This is a genomic window from Salinivibrio proteolyticus, assembly GCF_001996165.1.
In the GTDB taxonomy this organism is placed as follows: domain Bacteria; phylum Pseudomonadota; class Gammaproteobacteria; order Enterobacterales; family Vibrionaceae; genus Salinivibrio; species Salinivibrio proteolyticus.
Genome location: NZ_MUFP01000005.1, coordinates 1 through 25,178 on the forward strand (window position 1 = coordinate 1; position 25,178 = coordinate 25,178).

Annotated in this window: 23 protein-coding genes and 1 pseudogene; 15 read left to right on the top strand and 9 right to left on the bottom strand. The window is 48.3% G+C overall.

All coding sequences use genetic code 11. From position 1 onward, the window contains the following. The first annotated feature begins 355 nt into the window (after positions 1-355). Both BZJ19_RS04270 and BZJ19_RS04275 read left to right on the top strand, forming a co-directional pair. Complete coding sequence (locus tag BZJ19_RS04270; protein WP_077674713.1) at positions 356-1,147, top strand: DUF3800 domain-containing protein; 792 nt, start codon at positions 356-358, stop codon at positions 1,145-1,147. A 481-nt stretch (positions 1,148-1,628) separates the two neighbouring features. Next, positions 1,629-2,684, top strand: a complete 1,056-nt coding sequence (locus BZJ19_RS04275) for a lipase family protein (RefSeq protein WP_077674714.1) — start codon at positions 1,629-1,631, stop codon at positions 2,682-2,684. Between the two features lie 245 nt (positions 2,685-2,929). Here the strand turns inward: BZJ19_RS04275 and BZJ19_RS17245 are convergent. After that, a pseudogene (locus BZJ19_RS17245) lies at positions 2,930-3,037 on the bottom strand (IS110 family transposase); the annotation flags it as partial. Positions 3,038-3,659: 622 nt separating this feature from the next. Here BZJ19_RS17245 and BZJ19_RS04285 point away from each other — a divergent pair. From BZJ19_RS04285 to BZJ19_RS04315, 6 genes are all read left to right on the top strand, one after another. Then, positions 3,660-4,151 (top strand): hypothetical protein, encoded by a 492-nt coding sequence (locus BZJ19_RS04285; protein WP_077674716.1) that lies wholly within the window; start codon positions 3,660-3,662, stop codon positions 4,149-4,151. A 448-nt stretch (positions 4,152-4,599) separates the two neighbouring features. Continuing rightward, positions 4,600-5,064: a GNAT family N-acetyltransferase gene (locus BZJ19_RS04295; protein WP_077674717.1), complete on the top strand. Its 465-nt coding sequence runs from the start codon at positions 4,600-4,602 to the stop codon at positions 5,062-5,064. A gap of 27 nt (positions 5,065-5,091) precedes the next feature. After that, on the top strand, positions 5,092-5,733 hold the full coding sequence (locus BZJ19_RS04300; RefSeq protein WP_077674718.1) for a LysE family translocator: 642 nt from the start codon (positions 5,092-5,094) through the stop codon (positions 5,731-5,733). Positions 5,734-5,793: 60 nt separating this feature from the next. Beyond that, positions 5,794-6,609 (top strand): arylamine N-acetyltransferase family protein, encoded by an 816-nt coding sequence (locus BZJ19_RS04305; protein WP_077674719.1) that lies wholly within the window; start codon positions 5,794-5,796, stop codon positions 6,607-6,609. 247 nt (positions 6,610-6,856) lie between these two features. After that, on the top strand, positions 6,857-7,471 hold the full coding sequence (locus BZJ19_RS04310) for a hypothetical protein (RefSeq protein ID WP_131826381.1): 615 nt from the start codon (positions 6,857-6,859) through the stop codon (positions 7,469-7,471). Positions 7,472-7,602: 131 nt separating this feature from the next. Next, positions 7,603-8,130 (top strand): hypothetical protein, encoded by a 528-nt coding sequence (locus BZJ19_RS04315; protein WP_077674721.1) that lies wholly within the window; start codon positions 7,603-7,605, stop codon positions 8,128-8,130. A gap of 142 nt (positions 8,131-8,272) precedes the next feature. On the opposite strand, the gene BZJ19_RS04320 is transcribed toward BZJ19_RS04315, so the two are convergent. Continuing rightward, entirely contained in the window at positions 8,273-9,085 is an 813-nt protein-coding gene (locus BZJ19_RS04320; RefSeq protein ID WP_077674722.1) for a sulfite exporter TauE/SafE family protein, read from the bottom strand. Between the two features lie 253 nt (positions 9,086-9,338). Between BZJ19_RS04320 and BZJ19_RS04325 the strand changes: the two genes are divergently transcribed. Next, positions 9,339-10,001 (top strand): AraC family transcriptional regulator, encoded by a 663-nt coding sequence (locus BZJ19_RS04325; RefSeq protein ID WP_235608140.1) that lies wholly within the window; start codon positions 9,339-9,341, stop codon positions 9,999-10,001. Next, positions 9,998-11,020, top strand: coding sequence for an alpha/beta hydrolase family protein (locus BZJ19_RS04330; protein ID WP_077674724.1), 1,023 nt, complete (start codon positions 9,998-10,000; stop codon positions 11,018-11,020). Before BZJ19_RS04325 ends, BZJ19_RS04330 begins: the two co-directional genes overlap by 4 nt. Before the next feature lie 96 nt (positions 11,021-11,116). On the opposite strand, the gene BZJ19_RS04335 is transcribed toward BZJ19_RS04330, so the two are convergent. After that, complete coding sequence (locus tag BZJ19_RS04335) at positions 11,117-11,383, bottom strand: GrxA family glutaredoxin (RefSeq protein ID WP_077674725.1); 267 nt, start codon at positions 11,381-11,383, stop codon at positions 11,117-11,119. Between the two features lie 240 nt (positions 11,384-11,623). Here BZJ19_RS04335 and nfsA point away from each other — a divergent pair, with 240 nt between their 5' ends. Together nfsA and BZJ19_RS04345 are read left to right on the top strand one after the other, a co-directional pair. Then, positions 11,624-12,346, top strand: a complete 723-nt coding sequence (gene nfsA, locus BZJ19_RS04340; protein ID WP_077674726.1) for an oxygen-insensitive NADPH nitroreductase — start codon at positions 11,624-11,626, stop codon at positions 12,344-12,346. Positions 12,347-12,610: 264 nt separating this feature from the next. Then, positions 12,611-13,204, top strand: coding sequence for an acetate uptake transporter (locus BZJ19_RS04345; protein ID WP_069587264.1), 594 nt, complete (start codon positions 12,611-12,613; stop codon positions 13,202-13,204). A gap of 94 nt (positions 13,205-13,298) precedes the next feature. Here the strand turns inward: BZJ19_RS04345 and BZJ19_RS04350 are convergent, their stop codons facing one another. The 4 genes from BZJ19_RS04350 to pabB form a co-directional block, all read right to left on the bottom strand. Beyond that, positions 13,299-14,660: an L-serine ammonia-lyase gene (locus BZJ19_RS04350; protein ID WP_077481776.1), complete on the bottom strand. Its 1,362-nt coding sequence runs from the start codon at positions 14,658-14,660 to the stop codon at positions 13,299-13,301. Positions 14,661-14,884: 224 nt separating this feature from the next. Further along, positions 14,885-16,156, bottom strand: a complete 1,272-nt coding sequence (locus BZJ19_RS04355) for a serine/threonine transporter (protein ID WP_077674727.1) — start codon at positions 16,154-16,156, stop codon at positions 14,885-14,887. Between the two features lie 246 nt (positions 16,157-16,402). Then, entirely contained in the window at positions 16,403-17,302 is a 900-nt protein-coding gene (locus tag BZJ19_RS04360) for an NUDIX hydrolase (RefSeq protein WP_077674728.1), read from the bottom strand. A gap of 25 nt (positions 17,303-17,327) precedes the next feature. Beyond that, a complete protein-coding gene (gene pabB / locus BZJ19_RS04365) occupies positions 17,328-18,710 on the bottom strand; it encodes an aminodeoxychorismate synthase component 1 (RefSeq protein ID WP_077674729.1) in 1,383 nt (460 codons plus the stop codon). Positions 18,711-18,948: 238 nt separating this feature from the next. On the opposite strand from pabB, the gene BZJ19_RS04370 reads away from it, so the two are divergent. Further along, positions 18,949-20,466: a fumarate hydratase gene (locus BZJ19_RS04370; protein WP_077674906.1), complete on the top strand. Its 1,518-nt coding sequence runs from the start codon at positions 18,949-18,951 to the stop codon at positions 20,464-20,466. An 80-nt stretch (positions 20,467-20,546) separates the two neighbouring features. Here the strand turns inward: BZJ19_RS04370 and BZJ19_RS04375 are convergent, their stop codons facing one another. Beyond that, entirely contained in the window at positions 20,547-22,178 is a 1,632-nt protein-coding gene (locus BZJ19_RS04375) for an ABC transporter ATP-binding protein (protein WP_077674730.1), read from the bottom strand. A gap of 619 nt (positions 22,179-22,797) precedes the next feature. Further along, positions 22,798-24,153 (bottom strand): dihydroorotase, encoded by a 1,356-nt coding sequence (locus BZJ19_RS04380; RefSeq protein ID WP_077674731.1) that lies wholly within the window; start codon positions 24,151-24,153, stop codon positions 22,798-22,800. A 204-nt stretch (positions 24,154-24,357) separates the two neighbouring features. On the opposite strand from BZJ19_RS04380, the gene hinT reads away from it, so the two are divergent. Both hinT and BZJ19_RS04390 read left to right on the top strand, forming a co-directional pair. Further along, positions 24,358-24,708 (top strand): purine nucleoside phosphoramidase, encoded by a 351-nt coding sequence (hinT, locus tag BZJ19_RS04385; RefSeq protein ID WP_069587271.1) that lies wholly within the window; start codon positions 24,358-24,360, stop codon positions 24,706-24,708. 26 nt (positions 24,709-24,734) lie between these two features. Next, on the top strand, positions 24,735-25,133 hold the full coding sequence (locus BZJ19_RS04390) for a YcfL family putative periplasmic lipoprotein (RefSeq protein ID WP_077674732.1): 399 nt from the start codon (positions 24,735-24,737) through the stop codon (positions 25,131-25,133). Positions 25,134-25,178 lie beyond the last annotated feature (45 nt).

The following is a 25,178-nucleotide window of genomic DNA, read 5'->3' on the forward strand; positions in this document are numbered from 1 at the left end:
GTCATTTCCGCCATTAAGTCATTGCTTACGGCAAACACATATAGAAGGTCTCTTACTGCGGTCTCACCGCTGTCTGCCAATCATGCGACAGGGCCATTTCTCGTTCCCACGCTCCTGCGTGGGAACGAGTTAAAAATGCAGTTGAGTTTCAAAAGCCGGATAGAAGGGAAGATGTCGAACTACATTGGAAGAAATTTTTTGGAATAGAAAAATTTCGTTTAGCTGTGAGGGGCCCAATCGTTCATAAACACGATTACCAAAAAATCTAATAATTCAATATAGTTGAATGTTGTAGTGTTGACTTATTATTTGGATCTTTGAAAGCCTTTCGATTTAGTGTCGGATTGGAGGCGAAATGCAAAATGGTAAATTAATTTGGCACGTGGCGTGTGATGAATCAGGCGTAGACGGTCAAAAGTATTATGGTTTTGGTTCACTTTGGATGAAGTATCAAAGGCGCGGAGACTTTGCTAGGATTATTAGAGAGCTAAGGGAGAAACATAAGTATGTTGATGAAATTAAATGGCAAAAGGCTCATAAAAAACATTATGCTAAATTTTATGAAGATCTAGTAGAGACATTCTTTAAGCATCAATGGTTAGCTTTTCACTGTATTGTTATTCGAAAAGGCATGGTCGATAAAAATTATCATGACGGTGACTATGATCTAGCAATGCGTAAGCATTTCACAAAATTAATTCAGACTAAAATTAGTGCAATTCACAAAGCCCACCCCCAACGTAAATGTGAGTTTCGTATCGAAGTTGACCCGTTACCTTCACGTTACAAAAAGGCAGATGAAGCATTTCACAAAATCGCTAATAGCATGCTTAAAAAACAATTTGGTGGTGAAGTGCCAATTCGCTCGGTTGTAACTAAAGACTCTAAGGAGTCAGAGCAAATCCAAATTGCCGACTTTTTGTTAGGGGCAGTAATGAGTGCATTCCAAGGTAAGGCCAGCTCTCCGGCCAAACTGAAAGTTGCTGATAATATTGCGAGTTATCTAGGTTGGGATACTTTATTACATGATACCAAACCACATGAACGTAAATTTAATATCTGGTATTTCTATGACCCTACTAAAGGTCCTCGTGAGGTTGAAACAAAAGAAGTCACACTAAAATATCCTCTTCCACAACGCAGTTAACGATCGTTAAAAGTAGACTTTGGACTTGTCAATAACTTAAACTCTTTACCATCTCGACTTAATACACAGTCACTCAGCTTACACAAACAAGGGTGCGTTTTGATCACCATTAGAAAAGCTAACCAAAGTGATGCGCAGGATATTTTTTCTCGTTCCCACGCTCCTGCGTGGGAATGCATATCTAGCTCTTGCTATAATTCAAACACAAACAGCAACATAACCAGTGTTATATTATTCTACCTAGGGCATTGAACTGGCTGTTCGCTACAGATATTGACGCTGTCCGCTAGTGTTAGAACAACGTTCAATTGCAGTTCGGTGGTCTTGTGGCTAACCCTGCCTATGATTCAAATCCATATACATTCCCACGCAGGAGCGTGGGAACGAGTTTAAATAATTGCTTGGTGGGTGATAATTTTAAAATAGTGCGTGGTTGTTTGTAGGGGTATTTTTTAATTTTCAGTGCTGACAAGGATTAATTATGTCGAAATTAGTTATAGAAACAAGTGACGATGTTGAACAAGCAAAAGAATTATTGGGAAAAAGCATCCCAATGTATCGAGAGGCATATAGTGATAGAACGGCTTGGTTAATGGCATGTTTTGCTGAGCTTGCTTACTTTAAATTCAATCCTCCTGTTATTACAGAAGATGTCGGTAAAAGAATTGAGAGTATGCTTTTGGCGGGGAAAGGAAATAGCCATATGCTAAAAGCATCAATTCTATTAGCTGTACAGAAGTTTAGTTATGATCACGTAGAAGAAAAGCGGCTTCTTGAAAAGCAACTTCAGACACTTGATGCTAAACTTGTCGCTACTTTCAACGCAAATGGCAGCCAGGCAATACTGATTAAAACTAATGGTTTTCTCGTCTTATCATTTCGTGGTACTGAGCCACTCGAGTTAAAAGATATAAAGTCAGACGCTCGTGCCACTCTAACTAAATGTGTGACTGAGGGGAGAGTTCACTCTGGATTTCATGATGCATACAACTCAATAGAGATAGAAGTCAATCAGGCACTAGAACAGCATCGAGAACTACCATTATTTATCACAGGGCACTCTCTTGGAGGAGCACTGGCAACAATAGCTGCGAAGAGGATAACTCATAGCGGCGGTAATGCAGCATGTTATACATTTGGCGCACCTAGAGTGTCAGACGATCATTGGCTTATGACAATGAAAACACCAATTTACCGAGTAGTGAATTCGTCTGATGGCGTAACTATGGTACCACCACCCAATATGTTCATAGAGCCTCTTTCTTGGATTTTAGGTTTTATACCTGCAGTAGGAGATAAATTAAAGTCTTTTCTTCGAGACAAGCTCGGAGGCTATATTCACGGTGGTGATATGCGTTTTCTCACAAATGTTAAAACTGGTGAGTACGATAAGGCTAGATTACTCACTCATGTTGATATTTGGTATCGGCTTAAAGGATGGATGAGGAAGCAGTTTACCTGGAAAAAGTTTGGAACAGACCATAGCATGTCAGTCTACCGTTCGAAGCTAGCATTTATCGCTTTGCGCAGGAATTGAAACAGTAACAGCTTTGATTTCTCGTTCCCACGCTCCTGCGTGGGAATGCATATCTAGCTCTTGCTATCATTCAAACGCAAACAGCACCATACCCAGTATAACATTATGCTGCCTAGGGCATTGAACTGGCTGTTCGCTACAGATATTGACGCTGTCCGCTAGTGTAAGAACAGAGGTCAAGTACAGTTCGGTGATCTTTTGGCGAACTCTACCTATGATTCAAAATCCATATACATTCCCACGCAGGAACGTAGGATCGTGTTATGGAGAATGACTTTTCCGTGGTCATTCACCGCGTGAAGAGAAAAGTGGTACTTGGAGAGATCAACGCCACAAAAGAATTGAGTAGACATGGTTACCTCCGGTATTAAAGACCGCACCTAAGTGTGTGGCAGATCTTCATGAGGGGGAGTCCATGTCATTCGTTATGCACTACACCGTCGAATATGAGTAGTAAATGAGAGTCCATTTGAGTACAGCAACGGTGACGTCCTATGAAAACAGGCGTCAGTCGATGAATTTGCACTTTAATCCGGTGGTGCTATTCGAGGATAGCCGGCCCTTTCCTATAGATCATTTGAGAAATATAAGTTGGAGCATAGAAGCCGATCCGATAGGGAGGCATGATTTTGAATTAACCACCGGTTACGATTCACCGTTTGAATTGGAGAATGACCGGAATTACATAGAGTTCTTTCTGAGCAGGGAGGGCGTGCCATTTCAATATGACGATTACCCGTGTCAGATACTCTTTTCGGCCATATTGGACTCCCCTCATTCTGGTCCGATAGAGATAGATTGTCGGTTTTTTGGTGTAGTTAAAACAGTGTGGTCCAGAGGGCTACGGTAAAATATATAACCATGCTAGGCACAGCGACGGCTTTTCCGTTGCGGCTTCGGCTTCGGCTCCGGCTCCACTACAGAGTCGCGCGTGCTGGCGGCGTTATGCACCAATGAATACTTTTGGAGTAGGTAATGTCAGAGGTTGATCCAGACTGGGTTTCAGCAGGAGCGACAGTGTTCGCCGGACTGGCTACATTGGCGGCAGCAGTTGCATCATGTTTCGCGTACAAACTTCAACGTGCTATCACTAAAGGTAGGCAACAGCTGCTGAAAGGAGACGATCTACTAAAGAATATGCAGTTATTGATTGCTACCTTTGCGGACGTCCACGCAACAGCAAAACAAGATTGGTCGCCAGAGAGAACAGAAAAGCTCAGGTCCCTTGATGAGAGGCTTCGCTATACCGAAACGGTTATAAAATCGCTTAATCCCCAAATAGGCGAACAGGTCGAACAGTGGCGGATTTCGTCAGATGCCAAAGGTGATAGCGTTACTCGTGTTGTGAGCCTCATCCTTGGTGGGACTGGTGCCATCATTGGAGCTAAGTATGACGATTTTCTTTTTTCAAAGGCGGCACAACTAAGAGAAATTCAGGACAGTATTTTTAACGAGATGAGTACATAACCAGGTAATACACGCGACAAGCGCGTGATTGCGGCTTTATGTTCTCGGAGGTTTATGGAAAATTTCAAAATTAGCAGAATCCATACAAAGTCAGGTATTTTCAGGCTAACTGGAGTCATCAACGATGAAATTGATCTTAAAAGTATTAGATATATTTCTGCCGAATACATGGGAACTGACGGTTGGTGCGAACTCGATTTACAGTCAGAACATACTCAAAGCTTGTTACGAAGCATTCAAATTGAAGTGTTACAGCATCTAAGTTGAGGAAGTTTGTCTCATCTAGTAGACGTAGTTTTTAAACGGTCAGTAGCCTCAATTATCTACAAACATAGCAAAGGTATCAAGATGACACTAGACTTACTCCGCTTAGCCAGACAAGAATACAAACTCTTTATCTTCTTGACTTAATACATAGTCACTCGCCCCACTCAAACAAGGACGCGCTTTGATCACCATTAGAAAAGCTAACCAAAGCGATGCACAGGCTATTTTTGATTTAAAAAGCCGTGCTATTTTGGCTAAGTGTTCGGCACACTATACGGAAGAACAGCTTTCACTTTGGGCGCAGGGTAGCGTGTCTGAGCGTTTTATTGACGACGTGGTCGATACGTTTTACGTCTCTGAAATAGACGGGCAGGTTATCGGTAGCGGTAAGCTCAACACACAAACTGGTCTAGTCGATGCCATCTTCGTAGAGCCAGATTACAGTGGCAGGGGGGCGGCGAAAAAGATGCTCCAGTTTTTAGAGCACCTAGCGAAAGAGCAGGGCTTGCGATTGCTAACGCTCAAGTCCACGCTCAATGCAGCGCCCTTTTATCGCGCATGCGGCTTTGTGGGCGATGAGGTATCAACGTATCACTCCCCAAAAGGGATCCGTTTAGACTGCGTGCCGATGGAAAAACCACTGTAAACACAACATCGATAATAAGGAGCAAGGATGACTGACGCTTTATCACTCGTTTCAATAGGTTTCGCATTTTTTGTTGTCGCGGTCTCTCCGGGGCCGGCGAATATCTCCAATGCAACCATCGCCATGAGTAAGGGCCGAAAAGTCAGCCTTGTTTACGGCGCAGGGTTATCCATTGGGCTACTGTTTTGGGGCATTGTCGCCGCCAGTGGTTTGGGTGTGGTGCTACAAGGGTCGGTATATTTACTCATGCTGCTAAAAATCGCGGGTGGTATTTATCTTCTGTGGCTGGCTTACCTTTCTTTTAAATCTTCCTTTAATGCCGCCGCGACGGTCTCCACAAACGATAACCAAGAAGTGGGATACCAAAAATGGTTTGTTCGTGGAGTGGTTTTAAATTCCTCCAATCCTAAAACCGTGGTGGCATGGATGGCGGCTTTGTCGGTTGGGATGGGCTCAAGCAGTGATGGGCTGTTTCTTGTCGCTGCGGTGCTGACTTGTATGCTGGTCGGCTTTTTGGTGAATGGGATGTACTCCCTGTTGTTTTCAATCAACGGCGTGATGAACGTTTACCAAAAAGTGGCGCATTGGGTTGAGCGCGTCGTGGCTGGGATCTTTGCGCTGGCAGGATTAGGATTGCTGCGCTCCGCCTTTAGCCGCAATCCTGCGTGAGGCTTTACCTCAACCTAACTTGAGGGGTTAATCTGGTGCCATTCACATAAGGAGTCGACGATGACATCAGCACCCATGATTGAAGAGTATTTACACCGCCTCGCGTTGAGTGAGGCGAAGGGCGTGGCACTGGTCACTGAACTCATTGAAAAGCACTTGGCGCGGTATGCGTTTTCTAGCCTTAATGCCTTGGCAGGGCAGTCGCTTTCTTTACAGACGGATGCTTTGTTTGAACGGTTGGTGGTGAACCAACAAGGCGGCTATTGTTTTGAGCACAATAAAATTGCCTATCTTGCCCTGAAACATTTGGGATTTGAGGTGCGCAGTGTGCTGGCGCGGGTGATGCTTAATGGTAAACCCACCAATCCCCGCACCCACCGTATGAATGTGCTTGAGCTCGATGGCGAGACTTATCTAGTGGACGTTGGTTTTGGCAATAAAACCCCGCGCGGGTTACTCAATATCAATCAGCGCACCTGCACTATTGGGCACGATACCTATCAAATCACGCGTAATGGCGATGTGGTGACGGTGGTATTACACGAGCCCGATCAACCGCCACTAACACTGTACGAGGTTGAGCTTTACGACGTAGTAGAAGCCGACTTTGAAGTGGCGCATTTCTATTCTCATCAACACCTAGATGCCATTTTCGTCAATAACCTCGTGGTGTCGTTGATCACTGCTTCACACCGCTATTTGATTCGTAATCAGCAGTTTTTTGTCTGGGATGCGGCGGGGCAACTCATTACCGATAAAAGCATCGATAGTGTCGAGGCATTAACCCAGTTGGTTCACGAGGTGTTTTTATTGCAACCACCCAAAGCGGTGTTGGAAACCGCGTTTGCACAGGTGAAAGCCAACGCGGCGGTATGAAAATATTGCGTCAACTAATCTAGCACGCATTTCATGTACCAATCGTATGGTGATAAAAGTCGAATAGCAACTGCTTGATAAAACTGGTCAGGATATTGATATTTAACATGGTCAAAAGCTCAATGACTGATCAGTTAAATAGCACATTTTTTTAGATGAGAATCACATGTTTCTGCTGAGGGAAGTTGGGGTGTCATGTTTGGGCTGTATTCTATGCCAACGTCGCAAGTATACATTTAGGTATGAGATGACCTCTGAACGTTTAACAAAGCTATTCATTGCCACGATTTCTTACTTGGTTGGTGTAGGTGTATTAGGCCTAGTTTTGCAACAAACGGCTAACCGAAACACATTTATTGAAGTGATGGTTTTTGCTTGCATCGGATTCGTTTTTTTCTTTTTATGGTGTCAACAAAAACTCTTAAAATGGCCACCTGAGCCGGGCGTAGACCCGATAAGCCAAGAGTTAATGCGAGAAAAGCTCTATAGAATTAACGTATTTGATTTTCCATTTGAACTTATTGAGAAAAAAGATCATTATGTTTTGTTTCCTCAGTGTATAGACGCTCACTTCTTACAAGCTTTAGGTGGTCGCGGTATTAGTAATATCTATTTTATGAAAATATGGATAAATCAGCATACACACTCGGTATATTTTTTAGACTATGTAACCAGTACTAGGAAACTTTTCTCCGGCGGCACGATGAATTTTGAGCGTTATATGCAGTCAGGTGTTATGAGAAAGACTATGTATATTGCTGATAGTAAGGGAAATTTTCAGGTGATGGATAATTCTCACTTACATAATGCGCTTATCAATACAGTAACGCAATCAGGATGGACATTCGCAAAGAAACCGTAATTAAGCATTAGTTAACTTTAACTTTGCGCTTCAATTAACATATTTCTGACGTTTTGGATACACCAATTCTAGTAATGCATGTTGTTCTAAGCTCTTCACTTTTTAATCAAAAGTCTTGTTGGAATTTTTAAATGGATAGCAGAAGTGAGTTTTATCTTTCGTGCGCGAACTGTGGTGATACCATCCACTTGACTCATGATCACTTAGCGACATTGAAAAATGGTAGTGCTATTGCGTGTGAGTGCGGGGCCCTTTTACATTCTGATGATGAAAAATTTGGTCGAGCCAAAGCCATATTAAAAGAGCGACAAAAAGCTAAATACCTCATTTGGTCTGGGGCAGCTATCGCGACGTTTTTAGCATTTGCATATCGAGCACCTGCGACGACGATATTGATATCGCTGGGGACAGGCTTTTTGGTCCGAAACTTGGGACATGGTGAGGTCTTTGAGATGAAGACTAAGCTTGCACCACTGAATGAGGCACCTAGTGTAACGTTCTCGACCTTTGAGGAATTTAAAGCAAGTCACCCAAAACTAAAATATGGCTTTAATAAAGCTTTTAATAAATGTTGTATTTGTGAAAGTTTTACCAAGCAAACAATTAACGAGTTTCCTGTTTGTGGCGTTTGCAGTAGTCCCGTTCACGCTCGCTCGTAGCAATCAAAAGTTTCCGTTTTTTCAAAACACCTCCGGCGCTTCGCCAGAGGTGCCGAATTAATCACTAGCGTTTGTTGGATAGCCGATATTCGGGCTACGTCTCTACCAATAATATTATTGGTGAGGTTGTATATATCTTAAACTAGCCGCCCTGCAAAACATGCATGAGCATTTTGATGCTGAGCAAGAGGGATAGCACGCCCAGTGTCTTTTTCAGTTTGTCGGCGGGCAAACGTGCGGCACAGGCTACACCTAGTGGTGCCGAGAAGTAACTGGCGAGCGAGAACAGCACCACCGCGGGCAGATAGATATAGCCAAATGTCAGTTGCTCCGGTGTGGTGTTTTCCCAGCCGTTGAGCAAATACCCCAAGGTGCCTGTGATGGCGAGTGGAAACCCAATCGCTGCCGAGGTGCCAACCGCGTTTTTTACTGCTAAGTTTTGGCCAATTAAATACGGGACGATCATGCCGGCGCCGCTGACTGAGACGAGGGCAGAAATGGTACCAATCAGTGTACCGACCGCGACATTGCCTGCCGGTTTGTGTGGCGTTAAGTTGGCTTGTGGGCGTTTGGGTTGGAACATTTTGTAAGCCACATAAAGCATAAACAGACTAAAAAAGAGAGCGAGTGCCACACCGTTGACGGCCGCAGCTATGGTGGTGGCGATAAAGGTGCCGGCCATCACACCGATCGCCATGTTAGTGGCAAGTGATGTATGGACATGGCCTTTGGCATAATGGGCACGCATACTACTGAAGGTGGTGAACACCATCGCGGCCATTGAGCTCCCGAGCGCCATATGGACGACGTGTTGGTCGCCAATCCCTTGCGCCGCAAACAATAAGGTAAAGGCTGGCACCGTTAACCCACCTCCTCCCACACCCACTAAACCGGCAATAAAGCCAACTCCCATCCCTAATAACGCGTAATAAATGGCGAATGTTACGTCGATCATCGACCGTTCCTTTCTTTTGCTAACCACAGAGCTTCACTGTAGGGTGTTATAGCATTGGCATGTTAATGCGCTTTGGCCTAATAATAATGAAATATGGCCAAGTAGGGAGAGCGGTATGGGCGTTTGGGAGACAAGTGAAAGAGCGTCAGGTGCGGCGCTAATCACCTGTTCGTGGTCACGTGAGGCTGATACTGGTAAAAGAGACACAAAGCGGTATCACTGGCACACGCACCATAGAGGGCAGCTTTTATGTGTGCAATCGGGACTGGTGCAGATAAAAACGGCCGAGGGCACATGGGTGTTGCCACCGTCTCGCGCTGGCTGGATCCCGCCCAACGCGAAACATAGCGTGCTTTTTTGTAATGCGGTGAGCGGCTATTCGGTGTTACTTTTACCTGCCGTATGCCAGTCGTTGCCGAATCGCCCCCAAGTGGTCGGGTTGAATCAAATGCTAGAGTCGATGGTGGTACGAAGCGCGGGATGGGATCAAACGTATCTCACTGCGGAGAACCGACGCATTGCGGATGTGATCATTGATGAAATCCGCACCGCAGAGGCTGAAGCGCTTTATCTACCCATGCCAACTGATCCGCGATTAGTGCGTGTTGCCGAGGCGATTTTACGTCAGCCCGATAGTAAAAATACTGCGGAGCAGTGGGCTGAAGTGGGGGCATTATCAGCCCGAACACTGCGGCGTTTAATGCCGGCCGAAACCGGCCTGACTTTTGTGCAATGGCGAAACCAAGCGCAGTTGAATCACGCATTAGCACTATTGGCGCAAGGTGAACGGGTGGGCGATATAGCCTTTGCGTTAGGCTACGCGACCCCAAGCAATTTTATCGCCATGTTTAAAAAGGCAATGGGGCATCCCCCGGCCTATTATTTTTCTAGCTCACAGCGTAAGGACGTGCGATGAATATAAAACGATGGTTTACGGCAATGGTTGGGCTGGCATTGTCCTTCACTGTGAGTGCCAAGGAGTTTGCAACCAGTGGTTTGGCTTCACAGACGGTGTTTAACCCCGAGCGTGAATCGACGATCGAGGTGGATATTTGGTATCCCACCACATTGAATTCAACCGATTTTGAGTTCGGCAAAAACAAAGTATTTGTAGGGACGAAAACCAACCTAAATGCGCCAGTTGCGTCGGGCATACACCCTGTTGTCCTGTTGGCACATGGCGGCATGCGCGCATCGCCTTTCCACGCGGGGTGGGTGGCGTCCGGTTTGGCTAAAGCGGGATTTATCGTGGTGGTACCGCAGCAAGTTGGATTGTCTGCCGCGAATGTTACGTCGGCACCAAGTGAGTTGTGGTTGCGGCCGAGCGATTTGTCGATCAGCCTGACGCATCTTATGAATACCGCGCCGTTTAAGCAGGCTATCGACACTGACCATGTGTATGGGGTTGGGTTTTTCTTAGGCGGCACGTCCATGCTGTCACTGGCGGGTGCGAGATTTGAGCCGGCGCTTTACAAGCAATCTTGCGCACAGGAAGGGGTGAATATTGATTGCCAATGGCTAGAGAAAAACAAGGTGGATTTGAGCAAGGTGTCTGAGTCCATGCTTAGTCGTACCAATCACGATGATCGTGTTAAAGCCATTGTGGCGATTAATCCTGAACTAACCAAAACATTGAATGCACAGAGTCTTGGTGACATCAAGGTGCCCGTGAAAGTGATGGATATTCGTGGCCGTCAGGCTGCGCTGCCGGAATTGGAGGTGGCTGAATCTATTGCCGCGATTACAAATATGACGCTAATGAAAACGCCGCATACCACTATTTTCAGTGCGTTTAGTCGCTGTACGGAAAAAGGTGTGCAGGTATTAGCATTGGAAGGGGAAAGCCATCTTTGCCAAACATCAGAGCAGCAATCCCGAGAAGAGGCGCATAGGCTGATTATGAATGCGATTACCCGCTTTATTGATCACCAATGACGGGCTGACTGATGCATATGTGCAAGGTCGTTACGAACACAGAACACAAAAAAACCAGCCAATGAGCTGGTTTTTTTAAATCGGTCACTCGGCAGATTAGTCTTGGAAAAGGCCGAGGTTTTCTTTGGCGTAGGCTTCAAATTCGGTAAAGCCGCCAACGTGCTCTTGGTCAACAAAGATTTGTGGCACGGTTTCAACCGGTTTACCGACGGTTTTTTCTAGATCGGCTTTGCTAATACCCTCTGCGTGGATATCCACATAGCGGTAGTTGAAATCTTCGCGGCTTGTTTTCAATTCTTCAGCCAAATCTTTTGCGCGAACACAGAATGGGCAGCCAGGGCGGCCAAAAATTACGACGAACATAGTCATCTCCTTTAGCATCAATGGGTTTACTATGCCCGATCCCCGGGTAAGAAAAAAGACGAAATTACCTTTTGCATTGATAGAAAAAATCGATTGTTCTTTTTCACCGCACGTAAGGCCTTGTGTGACGCGGATGGCTAACAATATGGCGGAATATTAGGCAGAGCAATGGTTTGCGACACCGTAGAGAAAAGTGTATACCCGTATCACCTGATGTTATACCGATTGAAAGGACCCATCATGAATCCAACGATTGAGACACTGCTTTCTCACCGCTCTATTCGTAAATTCACCCAAGACGCGATTTCTCCCGAGCAACTGAACCAGATTATTGATGCGGCGCGTGCGGTATCCAGCTCAAGCTTCTTGCAATGCACCAGTATTATCCGTGTAACCGATAGCGACAAGCGACGCTTATTGGCGGAATACGCGGGCAACCAAGCGTATGTGGCCGACTGTGCGGAGTTTTTAGTGTGGTGTGCCGATTTCCATCGCCATGAGCAAATCAACCCAAATGCCCAACTAGGTTTTACCGAGCAAACCCTCATCGGTGCCATTGATGGTGCGCTGATGGCGCAAAATGCCATGGTCGCGGCTGAATCCATGGGGCTCGGGGGCGTGTATATTGGTGGCTTACGTAACCAGCCGAGCAAAGTGGCTGAGTTGTTGGCATTACCTAAACATGTGTTGCCTTTATTCGGAATGTGTTTGGGTGTGCCCGCTCAAGATCCGGAGCGCAAGCCTAAGTTGCCTGCATCTTTGTTAGTGCATGAGAACAGCTACCAAGCGATTGATGAAACAGCGCTTGGTGAGTACGATCAGCAAGTGCGCGAGTATTATCAAACCCGCACAGGGGGCAACAAAGATATGTCATGGAGCGAGCAAATCTCGGCAACATTGGAAAAAGAGTCGCGACCATTTATGAAGGATTTTGTGAATAAGCAGGGCTTTAGCACCCGCTAAACGCATCAAGTTTCCCTTTAGTGTTCACCGTGTAAAAAAGCAGCATTGCGCTGCTTTTTTTATGTTTTTGGGCGCAATATGCCTAAGTTTTCTCACTGTTTTGTTGGCTTAAAGTTGGATTTTTCCTTAATGCGCTAAAACCTATTTACATCCTTGGTATAACCCGTAATATTGCCGCGTTTTTGTGCTTTATGATCATTTTTCCTTAGGGTTGTGAGCACAGTTTTTGACTTTTGAATCATATTTTTTCGAAGTAGGGTAACTATGGAAAACAAATTGGCTAATCCAGCGCCTTTGGGGTTGATGGGTTTCGGTATGACAACCGTGCTGTTAAACATTCATAACGCAGGATTCTTTCCGATTGATAGCATGATTTTGGCGATGGGCCTGTTCTACGGAGGCCTCGCGCAAGTGATCGTGGGCATCATGGAATTTAAAAAGGGCAACACCTTTGGCACCACAGCGTTTACCTCATACGGCCTGTTTTGGCTGACGCTGGTTGGTTTGATTGTGATGCCAAAGCTTGGCATTGCTGAGGCCAGCCCGGCCGCATTTATGGGATGGTATTTGGTCATGTGGGGTCTGTTTACCGGCTTTATGTTTATCGGCTCACTGCGCTATTGCTTCGCCAAGCAGTTTGTTTTCGGTAGTTTGACGGTACTGTTCTTCCTGCTTGCCGCACGTGATTTCACCGGCAGTGCCTTTATTGGCACCATTGCAGGCTTTGAAGGGATTGTGTGTGGTTTAAGCGCGATCTATTTCGCGATGGCGCAAGTGCTAAACGAAGAATATGGTCGCACTATTTTGCCAGTGGGCGACAAACAGCCACAGGCAGCGGTGGCGCAACACGCCGCTTAATAGGTTAGCGAAAAGCCCAAACAAAAAGCCCGAGTTCATGACGAACTCGGGCTTTTTTATACTGTGTGAACGGTGCTTATCGCGTCAAAGACGGTTAGCACATCACCTTAACCGCAAGGCCACCTTGCGATGTTTCACGGTATTTTGCATTCATGTCTTTACCGGTTTCCATCATGGTTTCGATGACTTTATCCAAAGAAACACGTGGCTCGGAAGAGCGTTGAAGCGCCATACGAGAGGCGTTAATCGCTTTCACTGCGGCAATACCATTGCGCTCGATACAAGGTACTTGCACTTGGCCTGCAACTGGATCACAGGTTAAACCGAGGTTGTGCTCCATAGCGATTTCTGCCGCCATGCACACTTGGTGAGGGCTACCGCCCATCAGCTCTGCCAAGCCAGCTGCGGCCATAGAGCAGGCAACGCCTACTTCGCCTTGGCAGCCGACTTCTGCACCAGAAATCGAGGCGTTTTGCTTGTACAAGCCACCAATTGCACCGGAAGCGGCGAAATAGCGGGTGTAGGTTTGCTTGTCGACCGTTTCGATAAACTTATCGTAGTAGGCCAGCACGGCAGGGATAATGCCACACGCGCCATTGGTTGGTGCGGTTACGACACGGCCACCGGCGGCGTTTTCTTCGTTGACGGCAAAGGCGAACATGTTCACCCAATCCACCACGGCCATCGGATCAATGTTGTATTTTTCGCTGGTTTTTAACTGGTTACGCAGCGCAGCGGCACGGCGTGGCACACGCAGTGGTCCCGGAAGCACCCCTTCGTTTTCCATGCCGCGGTTCATACACGCCTGCATGGTTTTCCAAATGTCAGCAAAGTAGGTATCGATTTCTTCTTGGCTGTGCATGGCACGCATGTTGGCCATTACCAAACCACTGATGGAAAAACCGGTTTCTTGCGTGAGTGCCAACAAGCCGTCTGCGGTATTGAAGTCGTAAGGGACTTCCACCGTTTGCATGGCAGGCTGACCGAACTCGGCTTCTTCGACAATAAAACCGCCGCCGATCGAGTAGTAGGTTTTGCTCAGCACACACTCATCACCTTGCCACGCATGGATCTGCATACCGTTTTCGTGCAAGGAGAGGTTGGAGGTATGGAAGTTCATTCCACCTTCACGCGGGAAAGCGACCACATGCTGCTGTTCGCCCAGCGGCAATTGCTCGGTGTCTTCGACGCGTTTGACGAAGCCAGGAATAGAGTCAATATCAACGGTTTCAGGGCTGTTGCCTGCAAGGCCCATGATGATGGCGATATCGGTGTGGTGGCCTTTACCGGTGAGAGACAAAGAGCCGTAGACATCAACGCTAATCCGATCGACGTCGGTTAAACGTTGATTCGCGACGAGCTCATCAATAAAGCATTTACCGGCTTTCATTGGGCCAACGGTGTGAGAGCTGGAAGGACCTACACCAATCTTAAAAATGTCAAAAACACTGATCATGTGTCTTACCTCAGTCAATGCCCTAAGGGCAATGGATTTAGTGTGTACGCAATCCGTCCGTGGTATTGACTGTGATAACGAGCGATACCGCGCTCGTAATGAGAATCAGGAGCAGGGCAAACCCCACTCCTGATTTTTTGGGAATCACCGCAAACATCGATGGATGCGGTTGACTGAGTCATCCCGATAGCCACCTCTATGACTATCACGCATTTTATTGCGATTTAGAAGAACAAACCGTAAAGAATGGCTGAGATTGCAATCAAACCCATGACCAATACAAAGGCGTTGCTAATTGTACCTGAATACTTCTTCATTGCTGGCACATTTTTCACGGCGTACATTGGCATAATGAATAGGATGGTGGCAATGATTGGGCCGCCAAGTGATTCAATCATACCCAGAATGCTTGGGTTTAGGGTCGCAACCAGCCAAATGGTCAGGATCATGAAGACCACAGTGAACACGTCGATTTTCTTACGGTTGACTGGTTTGTTGTCGGCACCACGCATCACTTTGACGATCAAACCGTTCAGACCTTCACGGGCACCTAAGTAGTGACCGAAGAACGAAGACACGATAGCCACGAACGCGACGATAGGACCTAGGTACGAAATGAATGGGCTTTCGTGCTTGTTAGCGAGGTAAGAAAGAATCGCGATGTTTTCTGATTTCGCCGCTGCCAGATCGGCAGGGGTCAGTGACAGCACGCAAGAGAACACGAACAGCATCACGAAGCCAACTAGCATTCCCGCCGCACGCAGCAAGATTTGCGCAGATTTCTGCTCGGCATCTTTACCGTGGTCACGGCTTTGTGCCATTGAGAACGCTGAAATCGCAGGGCTGTGGTTAAACGCGAAGACCAACACTGGGATAGAAATCCAAAGAGTGATGGTAAAGTCACCAACGGAAGGGACTTGTGATAGCGCCGCCGTGTTCCACTCTGGGATCAGGTACAGCGACATAAACAGTAAGATACCGACCAGTGGGTAAACCAAGAACTGGGTCACGCGTAGCATGATTTTCTCACCCAGCAGCATGATAGCCATCATACCGAGGATCAGAACCAGTGACAGGATCACGCGCGGTGGTGATGCCATACCTAGCTGGTTGACTAAGAAAGAATCAACGGTGTTGGTGATACCGACGCCGTAGATCAACACGATAGGGTAAATGGCAAAAAAGTAGAGCAATGTGATGATCTTACCCGCGGTCGCGCCGAAGTGTTCTTCAACCACTTCGGTGATATCGCTGCCGGGCTTCTTTGAAGATAGGACGAAGCGAGATAGACCACGGTGGGCAAAAAAGGTCATCGGGCCAACAAGCAGAGTCATCACTACTAAAGGCCAGAATCCGTGCATACCGGCGTTAATCGGTAAGAACAGAATACCTGCGCCTACCGCGGTGCCGAAAAGAGAGAGCGCCCAAGTTGTATCTTGTTTGGTCCAGCGCAGGCGCGATGTCGCACTGGTACCTGTGGTTGAGGTCGTTTGCATAACAATACTACTCACGTTGTAGGGGAACAGAAATCAGGGATGGCGAATTCTGGCGATTTCCACGCAGAAAACCAAGAGCTGGATCGCTATATGAAAAAGAGAGACGAGACTATTGCACCAAAGTGTGACGATAATCACCTAACTTGTCAGTAATAGCCAACAATGTCGGCAAAAGTGTCAAGTTTTTTGTTGGATAAATAAGCACCAATATGCACTAAAAGCCATGCTTGTTGCATGGTTTTGCACTTAACGAGGATGGGTAGAGGGTAACGATAATTGCGTGACAAGCGCGCGTAAAAGCTGTGCCGTTGCGCCCCATATTAACCGGTTTTGATGATAAAACGCGGCAACTGGATGCCACTGTCCGTAGAGATAGAAGGATTGCTCGCGGATATGGCCGGGTTGGCAAAGGGTATCAAGAGGTACTTCAAAACATTCGGCTACTTCGTTGTCATCCAGTATGAGTTGGTACTGGGGATCCACCCAAGCCAGCACCGGATGAATGTAGTAACCGGTGACGGTGGGCAGAGGACAAAGCTCGCCAATAATGTGTTCGCGGCCAACCTGAATGCCCGTTTCTTCCCACATCTCGCGGGTAGCAGTAGCGATATTGTCGCAATCGATCGTTTCGCGCTTACCGCCGGGAAAGCTCACTTGGCCCGGATGATGTTTTAAATGATCGGCGCGGCGGGTCAAAATCAGCTGAATGCCGTTGGGGCGCTCGACTAAACCGATCAGTACCGCTGCTGGTTGAAAGTCTAATCCGCGCAGAATGCGGGGAGCGAGTCGAACGCGGTTAAGAATACGATTGTCGTGACGTGCCAGTGGGCTGAGGCTAAAGCGTTGGAGAATGTCATTTGGTTGCAGTGGCGTACGGGCTTTTTTCTCCCCACGCTCCCAATGTGGGGGCACTGTAGGCGACAAGCTCTCTTGGCTGGCGGCAAGATGGCGGCTGTTTATTGTATGATCGCTGAAGTAAGCAGGAGTTGCCGCCATGTGTTGTAAGGGATGGTCGATAAAGAGTGGGTTATGATCGAGCCCATATCGTGGCGCTGCGGTGGGCGCTCCCTCACCTTGGCTTGAGGCACGCATGGATGCCGCGAAGCGGTGTGATGTCCACATTTGTGGGGGAGCAATCTCTGTCATAACAACCTCTCTTTATTCCTGCCGCTTACCCATCATATTGAGCTAATACGGGCAGGATACGACTGATTTTATCGAGTGTTTCTTGGTATTCCGCGTCGGCTTCACTGTCGGCAACCAGCCCACCGCCTGCCCATACATGGAGTTGGCCTTGATGCCCCACCAAGGTGCGGATGGTGATGCTAGAGTCCATTCGGCCACAACGACTGAGGTAGGCGAAACTGCCGCAATACACATGACGTCGGTGCGGCTCAAGCTCTTCGATAATTTCCATGGCACGCACTTTGGGGGCGCCGGTTATCGATCCGCCCGGAAAGGCGGCGCGTAGCAGTTCAAGCGCACTTTTGTCCTCGGGCAGGGTGCCGGTGACCGTGCTGACCAAGTGGTGTACCGCAGGAAAACTCTCTATATCAAAGAGTTTAGGCACAGAAACGCTACCTGGCGAGGCGACACGACCGATATCGTTACGTAACAAGTCAACAATCATCAAGTTTTCCGCCCGATCTTTGCTGGCTGATTTCAACGCGTGGGCACTTTCGGCATCTTGTTCGGGGTCGCTAAAGCGTGGTCGGGTGCCCTTAATGGGCTTGGTTTCGATGTGTTTGTCGTGTACGGATAAAAAGCGCTCCGGCGAGACCGAGAGTACTGCACTGTCTGCTAAGCGGATAAATCCAGAAAACGGCGCGCCATTGCTGGTGGCGAGTTTGCGGTAGGCTTGCCACTCGTCGCCTTGATAGCGTGCGCTAAAGCGTTGGGCCAAGTTGATTTGATAGCAATCGCCAGCATGCAGGTAGTCTTTGACCTTGGCGAACTTGGCGGTGTACTCCGCTTCGCTCATGTTTGCTTGCCAGGTTTCTGTGAGCTCGAATGGCGTGGTTTGCGGCGCCTGCTGGCCGCTAAGCCATGCCCAACGTGTGTCACTATCCGGTGCAATCACCACTGCCGTTTGCTGATGATGGTCCACAATCAGCGCCCAATCATAAATCCCCACGGCCATGTCGGGCACATCGAGCTCATCACGGGCAATGACGGGCAAGGTTTCCACACATCGGCCTAAATCATAGCCGAAATAGCCCAGCGCCCCGCCAATAAAAGGCCAAGGCTCGATAGCGTCGATATTGGGTAGGAGCTGCGCTTGAAGCGAACTTACCCATGTAAATGGATCGTCGATGTGCGTTTGGGTGTCGCCACTGGCGGTGTAATGGGTGGTAACCTGACCGTTTCGTGCCGTTATGGTGGCAAGAGGATCGGCGACCACAATATCAAAACGACTGTCTGGATGAGTACGGGTTGCCGAGTGCAACAGCATGGCCCAAGGCTGGTGGGCAATGTTATTAAACAGGGTGAGGGCCAAGTCTGTTGCGTAAGGAATCGGTGTAGTGGTCAGCATAGTGGCGTTTTGTGGCTGCATTCTTCTTTTTTGTGATCACGATTGATGCGCTGTATGGCGCGAGAATAGCGCTAAGCGTATCATAGCAAGGCCTTTTCCGGCAGACGCACACCGAATAAAGCCGTTGAGGTGATGTAAACCCGCGGCTTCTATAATCACACAGTGTGCGTGCTCAATAGACGTAACGATAATAACGAGGGGAAGGCTCCCCCACACTGGATACCCGCTTTGGGTCCTGCAAATGACACCAGAGGCAATGATGACCACAATTAAACAGCAAGACGTGATCGAAAGTGTTGCAGATGCCCTGCAATATATCTCTTACTACCATCCTCTTGATTTTGTTCAAGCCCTAGAAAAAGCCTACCACAAGGAGCAAAGCCAAGCGGCGAAAGACGCCATTGCACAAATTTTGATTAACTCGCGCATGTCGGCGGAAGGGCAACGTCCGATTTGCCAAGATACCGGCATTGTGACCTGCTTTGTCAAGGTGGGTATGGCGGTGCAGTGGGATCGCCATGATATGACCGTTCAGCAGATGGTCGATGAAGGGGTGCGACGCGCCTACACCAACCCTGATAATCCGCTACGTGCCTCTGTGGTCGCTGATCCTGCCGGTAAGCGCCAAAATACCCGCGATAACAGCCCAGCGGTGGTTCACATTGATATGGTGCCGGGCAATACGGTCGATATTCAAATCGCTGCCAAAGGGGGCGGGTCAGAGAACAAAACCAAGATGGTAATGCTCAATCCGTCGGACGATGTGGCCGAGTGGGTGGAAAAAACCTTGCCTGCAATGGGCGCGGGCTGGTGTCCACCGGGGATGTTAGGCATTGGAATCGGCGGTACGGCGGAAAAAGCGGCGGTGTTGGCGAAAGAGTCGCTGATGGAACACATTGATATCCAAGAGCTTATCGACCGTGGTCCAAGCAATGCCGAAGAAGCGCTACGTCTCGATATTTTCAATCGTGTGAACAAGTTAGGTATCGGTGCACAAGGGCTTGGCGGTTTAACGACTGTGGTTGACGTGAAAGTGAAAACGGCTCCCACSCATGCAGCSTCWAAACCTGTGTGTTTGATCCCTAACTGTGCCGCGACTCGCCATGTGCACTTTACGCTTGATGGGACTGGGCCTGCGAACTTGACCCCACCGAAATTGGAAGAGTGGCCGCAAGTGACTTGGGAAGTGGGCGACAACGTCCGCCGCGTCAATCTTGATACGGTCAGCAAAGAAGATGTGCAGAGCTGGAAAACCGGCGAGACTGTCTTACTCTCGGGCAAAATTCTGACCGGGCGCGATGCGGCGCATAAACGTATTCAAGAAATGCTACGCAATGGCGAAGGGTTGCCTGATGGGGTCGATTTTAACGGCCGCTTTATTTACTACGTTGGGCCTGTGGATGCGGTTCGTGATGAAGTTGTCGGTCCAGCTGGGCCAACCACCTCAACACGTATGGATAAATTTACCGATATGATGCTCGCCGAAACTGGTTTGATGGGCATGATTGGTAAAGCCGAGCGTGGTCCAGCGGCGGTTGAATCGATCAAAAACCACAAAGCCGTTTACTTGATGGCTGTTGGCGGTGCTGCTTATCTGGTATCGAAGGCGATCAAGAAAGCGCGTGTGGTGGCGTTTGAAGATCTGGGTATGGAAGCGATTTATGAGTTTGAAGTCGAAGACATGCCGGTGACCGTCGCGGTTGACTCGCAAGGGCAGAACGCGCACCAAATTGGTCCGGATACATGGAAAGTGAAAATTGCGGAAATGGACAGCTAGTCGCTAGTCTGTCATGAGCAGCAATAAAAAATGCGCCAATTTTGGCGCATTTTTTTTAACCGTATCACCATGCGTATGCGTTAGGCGACTTCCTCTTCGTCGAGATCGAATGAGGCAGCAATCAGGTTACGCGTGTATTCGTGTTGCGGGTTATGGAAGATTTCTTCTGGCGTACCCGCTTCCATCACTTTCCCTTTTTGCATCACCATCACGCGATCAGACAGGGCTCGAACCACACTCAAATCATGGCTGATAAACAGATAGCCGATGTTGTGGCGTTTCTGAATATCTTTCAGCAAGTCGATGACGGTCAACTGGACGGAGCGGTCCAATGCTGACGTTGGTTCATCAAGCAGAATGAATGCTGGGTTGAGGATTAGGGCGCGCGCAATCGCGATACGTTGACGCTGGCCGCCTGAAAACTCATGCGGATAACGGTTAATTGCAGAGCTATCAAGGCGTACTTCATAAAGCGCATCTTTAACGCGATCGAGGCGCTCTTTTTTACTCAGTTCAGGGAAGTGAGTACGAAGGCCTTCGGCGACAATTTCACCCACCGTCATGCGTGGCGATAGCGACCCAAATGGGTCTTGGAACACCATCTGCATATCACGGCACAGCGCTTTGTTTTCGCTGTTTTTAATGTCGTGAATGTCTTGGCCTTTAAAACGCACACTGCCTTCCGCGACGGGGAGCAGACGCATGATGGCACGGCCGAGTGTGGATTTACCGGAGCCAGATTCACCCACGATACCGAGGGTTTCGCCGCGGCGTAGTGACAAACTGATGTTGCTCACCGCTTCAAAATAGCGCTTATTGCCGCCAAAGAAGTCAGCGCCCAAGAAATATTTGATGGTGACGTTATCCACCGACAAGAGATTTTCTGCGTCCTCTTGGGGCGCTTCTTTGCGCCCGCGAGGCACTGCATCAATCAGCATCTTGGTGTAGTCTTCTTGCGGGTCTGCAAACAGTGCTTGGGTTTCGTTAGTCTCTACCACTTCACCTTTACACATCACCACAACACGGTCAGCTAAGTGTTTCACCACGCCTAAATCGTGTGAGATGAACATGATCGCCATGCCCATTTTCTTTTGCAGATCGCCGATCAGGTTCAATACCTCGGCTTGCACGGTGACGTCCAATGCGGTGGTCGGTTCGTCGGCGATCAGCAAATCGGGCTCGTTGACCAGCGCCATTGCGATCATGATCCGCTGTAACTGGCCGCCTGAGAATTCGTGCGGATACTTTTCAAGTGCGCCAGTTGGGTTAGGCAGCTGCACTAATTTCAGCAACTCGATAATGCGCTCTTTGGCTTTCGCAGGTGTGGTGCGGTGGTGGCACTGAATCGCCTCGGTCAGCTGTTCACCGACACGCATGTAGGGGTTCAGTGAGGTCATCGGCTCTTGGAAAATCATGGCAACACGGTTGCCGCGCATCGCTTGCATCTGCTTGGTGGAAAGGCGTAACACATCGGTGTCGTTAAACGAGATTTGCGAGTCTGGTTTGACGATGGCGTTGTTGGGGAGCAAGCCCATTACGGCACTGCTGGATACGGATTTCCCCGAGCCTGACTCACCGACAATGGCGAGTGTTTCGCCGGGCATGATGTCAAAGCTGACGTTTTTTACAGCATCAACGATGCCATCGTTCGTGGTAAATGACACGCTTAGATTATTGACACTAAGCAGTGGCTTAGAAGCAGATGAAGACATCATCACCTCACTGGTTGATTATTCGACGTCACTCGCCAGCCCAAGGTTATTGTGCAAAGCGTTAATGCATTGCACGTATTACTCGATAAAGGGCTAGCGCTCGATTGTTAGAGATTAAGCGAGTGGGGATGCCACTTGCTCTGGTTCAATCATGTTGGGTTGATATTTGCGAGCCAAGCTCAACAACATATCCCCTAGATGCGGATATCAGCCAGCTGGAGCGACTCATTACCCATTCAGGGAAACGAACAGCTTGCGCCAGTGGAAGAGGTAGGATACGAGTGCCGCGATAACCGAAATGCGCTTCAGGTTACCTCTCCTTGCGAACACAGCTTTTCAACATAATCAGATGTTGATACCAAGCAGCGTGAATATCCATATATCACCCACACAATATACGATTCGGATATAAAAGCAAACTGTTATTAACTGCAAGATTTACCATGTCAGACTTTGAACTCACAGACAAAATCACGGCTTTTAGCGTTCGCGATAGTCAATAATCAGGAGGATAAGCAAGGTTTGGGTTGTTTGTTTTGTGGGTAACGTTGGGCAGGTAGGCTCAGACATCGGGCGTATAAAAGGCGTGCGAATCGTGCAATTCGCACGCCATGTCAGCTTAGCTGCGATCGAACTCTAAACGTGTCGCGTAGCGCTCGTCACTATGCTGGCCGTGCTCGAATGCCACTTGACCGTTCACAATCGTCATGTCGATGCTTGAGCCAAAGGTATGGCCTTCGAACGGTGACCACTGGCATTGGTAGAAGAGGTTGCCTTTACCGACCGTTTGCGTCTGGTTGAGGTCTACCAGCACCAAGTCGGCCCAATATCCTTCACGGATAAAGCCACGCTCTTTCACCTGATAACGCACCGCTGGCGCGTGTGAGACTTTTTGCACCACCAAAGGCAAATCGAAAATACCACGATGATAAAACTCAAGTGCCACTTGAAGTGCGTGTTGAACAAGTGGTAAGCCTGCTGGCGCTTTAAAGTAACTGTTTTGCTTTTCTTCAAAGGTGTGAGGGGCGTGGTCGGTGGCAATCACGTCGATCACACCGTCTTTCACCGCTTTGATCAGTGCTTGTTGGTGATAGGCTTCTTTGACGGCTGGGTTACATTTGATCAAGGTGCCCTTGGTCGCATAGTCATCACGGTTAAAGAATAAGTGATGCACACAGGCCTCAGCGGTGATTTGCTTTTGCTGAAGCGCTTCGAGCGTTTTCGCGGGCTCAAACTGATACAGCTCATCTTCGGTGGTCAAGTGCAGCACATGTAGGCGTGTACCGTGTTTTTTAGCGAGATTGACCGCCAACTGGGATGATTTTAGACACGCTTCTTTGGAGCGAATATGCGCGTGGGCATCAATCGGCACGTCCTCACCGTACTTCTCGCGATAAATGTTCTCGAGTTCGGTGATCATCGGGGTGTCTTCGCAATGGGTTGCGATCAAGGTCGGGCAATCGGCGAAGATAGCGTCAAGGGTGTCAGGATCATTGACCAACATATTGCCGGTGGAAGCCCCCATAAAGACTTTAACACCACAGGCACTGTTCGGATCGAGGCGACGAATTTCATCAATGTTGTCGTTGGTCGCGCCCAAAYAGAAGGCATAGTTAGCGTGGCTGGATTGAGACGCACGTTGATACTTTTCTTCTAAAGCGTCGAGTGTGGTGGTAGGGGGGTTAACGTTGGGCATCTCCATATACGTGGTGATACCGCCTGCGACGGCCGCTTTGGACTCGGTCGCGATGGTTCCCTTTTTCGGGAATCCCGGCTCACGGAAATGCACTTGGTCGTCAATCATACCGGGCAACAAATGTTTGCCTGATGCATCAATCACACGGCAGTCCGCCGCGGCAGGGGCACTAATATCGCGGGCAATCTGAGAGATTCGGCCGTTTTCGACCAGCACATCGGTCTCAACAATTTGTCCTTCGTTGACGACAGAAGCGTTTTTAAATAGCAGGGTGGTCATGTTGTCATCCTTACATGTAAAGGCGTCGGCGCTATAGTAGCGCAAACGATTACCTGATTCAGCCCTTGATTTTACAAGGTGATATAAACATCAATTAACACAAGTTTGACTAAATTGTCGCATGCAACTGCGCTGTACATATTGCCCTTGGCAAAGGGGTACCGCATACTTGGCGGGGTTTATATTTATAAAAGGGAGCACACCATGGCGGAAGAAACCATCTTCAGCAAAATTATTCGCAAAGAAATCCCCGCAGATGTTTTGTATCAGGACGATTTAGTCACTGCTTTCCGTGATATTAACCCGCGTGCGCCTGTGCATATTTTGGTGGTGCCAAACAAGCTGATCCCCACCACCAATGATGTCAATATTGAAGATGAATTAGCGCTAGGCCGTATGGTAACGGTGGCGAAAAAACTGGCGGCTGACGAAGGGATCGCTGAAGACGGCTATCGTTTGATCATGAATTGCAACCAACACGGTGGCCAAGAGGTGTACCATATTCACATGCACCTCGTGGGCGGTCGTGCGCTTGGTCCCATGGTAGTGAGTTAACCACGGCTAAGGCGACGATGGTGTGAATGATGTGTAAAAATCAAATCCAAACTTTGATGATTGCACTTGCCTTGGTGTTGGCGGGCTGCGCAGGGAGTCAGTCGACCGACTTGCGCATTGCGCCACACCAAACCGTGGTTTTTGCCGATCCAGAGCTGGCGATGTCGCTATGGGTCAAAGAGACGATGGTTCGTCGTACCCCGAGTGGAAATCAAGCGTGTGTATGGTTAGAAAATACGTCTAATCATCCGCAAACTATGCAGTATCGCTTTAGTTGGTATGATAGCCAAGGACTCCAAATATCGACCTCTGCGGCGTCTTGGCAATCTGTGACCATTCCTCCCCATACACAGCGCGATATTCATGCGCCTTTGCCTGATGTCAACGTTTCGCAGTTTCGTCTAGCCGTCATGCAACCAGAATAATCCCCTTGTTTGTTGGCACTTTTTCACGCTTTTCTGGTCTATTCA

Excerpts from the sequence above, each read along its gene's own strand:
- BZJ19_RS04275 (WP_077674714.1), top strand. The coding sequence starts at position 1,629 with ATGTCGAAATTAGTTATAGAAACAAGTGACGATGTTGAACAAGCAAAA.
- BZJ19_RS04270 (WP_077674713.1), top strand. The coding sequence starts at position 356 with ATGCAAAATGGTAAATTAATTTGGCACGTGGCGTGTGATGAATCAGGC.
- hinT (WP_069587271.1), top strand. The coding sequence starts at position 24,358 with ATGGCGGAAGAAACCATCTTCAGCAAAATTATTCGCAAAGAAATCCCC.
- BZJ19_RS04310 (WP_131826381.1), top strand. The coding sequence starts at position 6,857 with ATGACCTCTGAACGTTTAACAAAGCTATTCATTGCCACGATTTCTTAC.
- BZJ19_RS04320 (WP_077674722.1), bottom strand. The coding sequence starts at position 9,085 with ATGATCGACGTAACATTCGCCATTTATTACGCGTTATTAGGGATGGGA.
- BZJ19_RS04390 (WP_077674732.1), top strand. The coding sequence starts at position 24,735 with ATGATGTGTAAAAATCAAATCCAAACTTTGATGATTGCACTTGCCTTG.
- BZJ19_RS04375 (WP_077674730.1), bottom strand. The coding sequence starts at position 22,178 with ATGTCTTCATCTGCTTCTAAGCCACTGCTTAGTGTCAATAATCTAAGC.
- BZJ19_RS04360 (WP_077674728.1), bottom strand. The coding sequence starts at position 17,302 with ATGACAGAGATTGCTCCCCCACAAATGTGGACATCACACCGCTTCGCG.
- BZJ19_RS04345 (WP_069587264.1), top strand. The coding sequence starts at position 12,611 with ATGGAAAACAAATTGGCTAATCCAGCGCCTTTGGGGTTGATGGGTTTC.
- nfsA (WP_077674726.1), top strand. The coding sequence starts at position 11,624 with ATGAATCCAACGATTGAGACACTGCTTTCTCACCGCTCTATTCGTAAA.
- BZJ19_RS04315 (WP_077674721.1), top strand. The coding sequence starts at position 7,603 with ATGGATAGCAGAAGTGAGTTTTATCTTTCGTGCGCGAACTGTGGTGAT.
- BZJ19_RS04335 (WP_077674725.1), bottom strand. The coding sequence starts at position 11,383 with ATGTTCGTCGTAATTTTTGGCCGCCCTGGCTGCCCATTCTGTGTTCGC.
- BZJ19_RS04355 (WP_077674727.1), bottom strand. The coding sequence starts at position 16,156 with ATGCAAACGACCTCAACCACAGGTACCAGTGCGACATCGCGCCTGCGC.
- pabB (WP_077674729.1), bottom strand. The coding sequence starts at position 18,710 with ATGCAGCCACAAAACGCCACTATGCTGACCACTACACCGATTCCTTAC.
- BZJ19_RS04300 (WP_077674718.1), top strand. The coding sequence starts at position 5,092 with ATGACTGACGCTTTATCACTCGTTTCAATAGGTTTCGCATTTTTTGTT.
- BZJ19_RS04285 (WP_077674716.1), top strand. The coding sequence starts at position 3,660 with ATGTCAGAGGTTGATCCAGACTGGGTTTCAGCAGGAGCGACAGTGTTC.
- BZJ19_RS04330 (WP_077674724.1), top strand. The coding sequence starts at position 9,998 with ATGAATATAAAACGATGGTTTACGGCAATGGTTGGGCTGGCATTGTCC.
- BZJ19_RS04350 (WP_077481776.1), bottom strand. The coding sequence starts at position 14,660 with ATGATCAGTGTTTTTGACATTTTTAAGATTGGTGTAGGTCCTTCCAGC.
- BZJ19_RS04305 (WP_077674719.1), top strand. The coding sequence starts at position 5,794 with ATGACATCAGCACCCATGATTGAAGAGTATTTACACCGCCTCGCGTTG.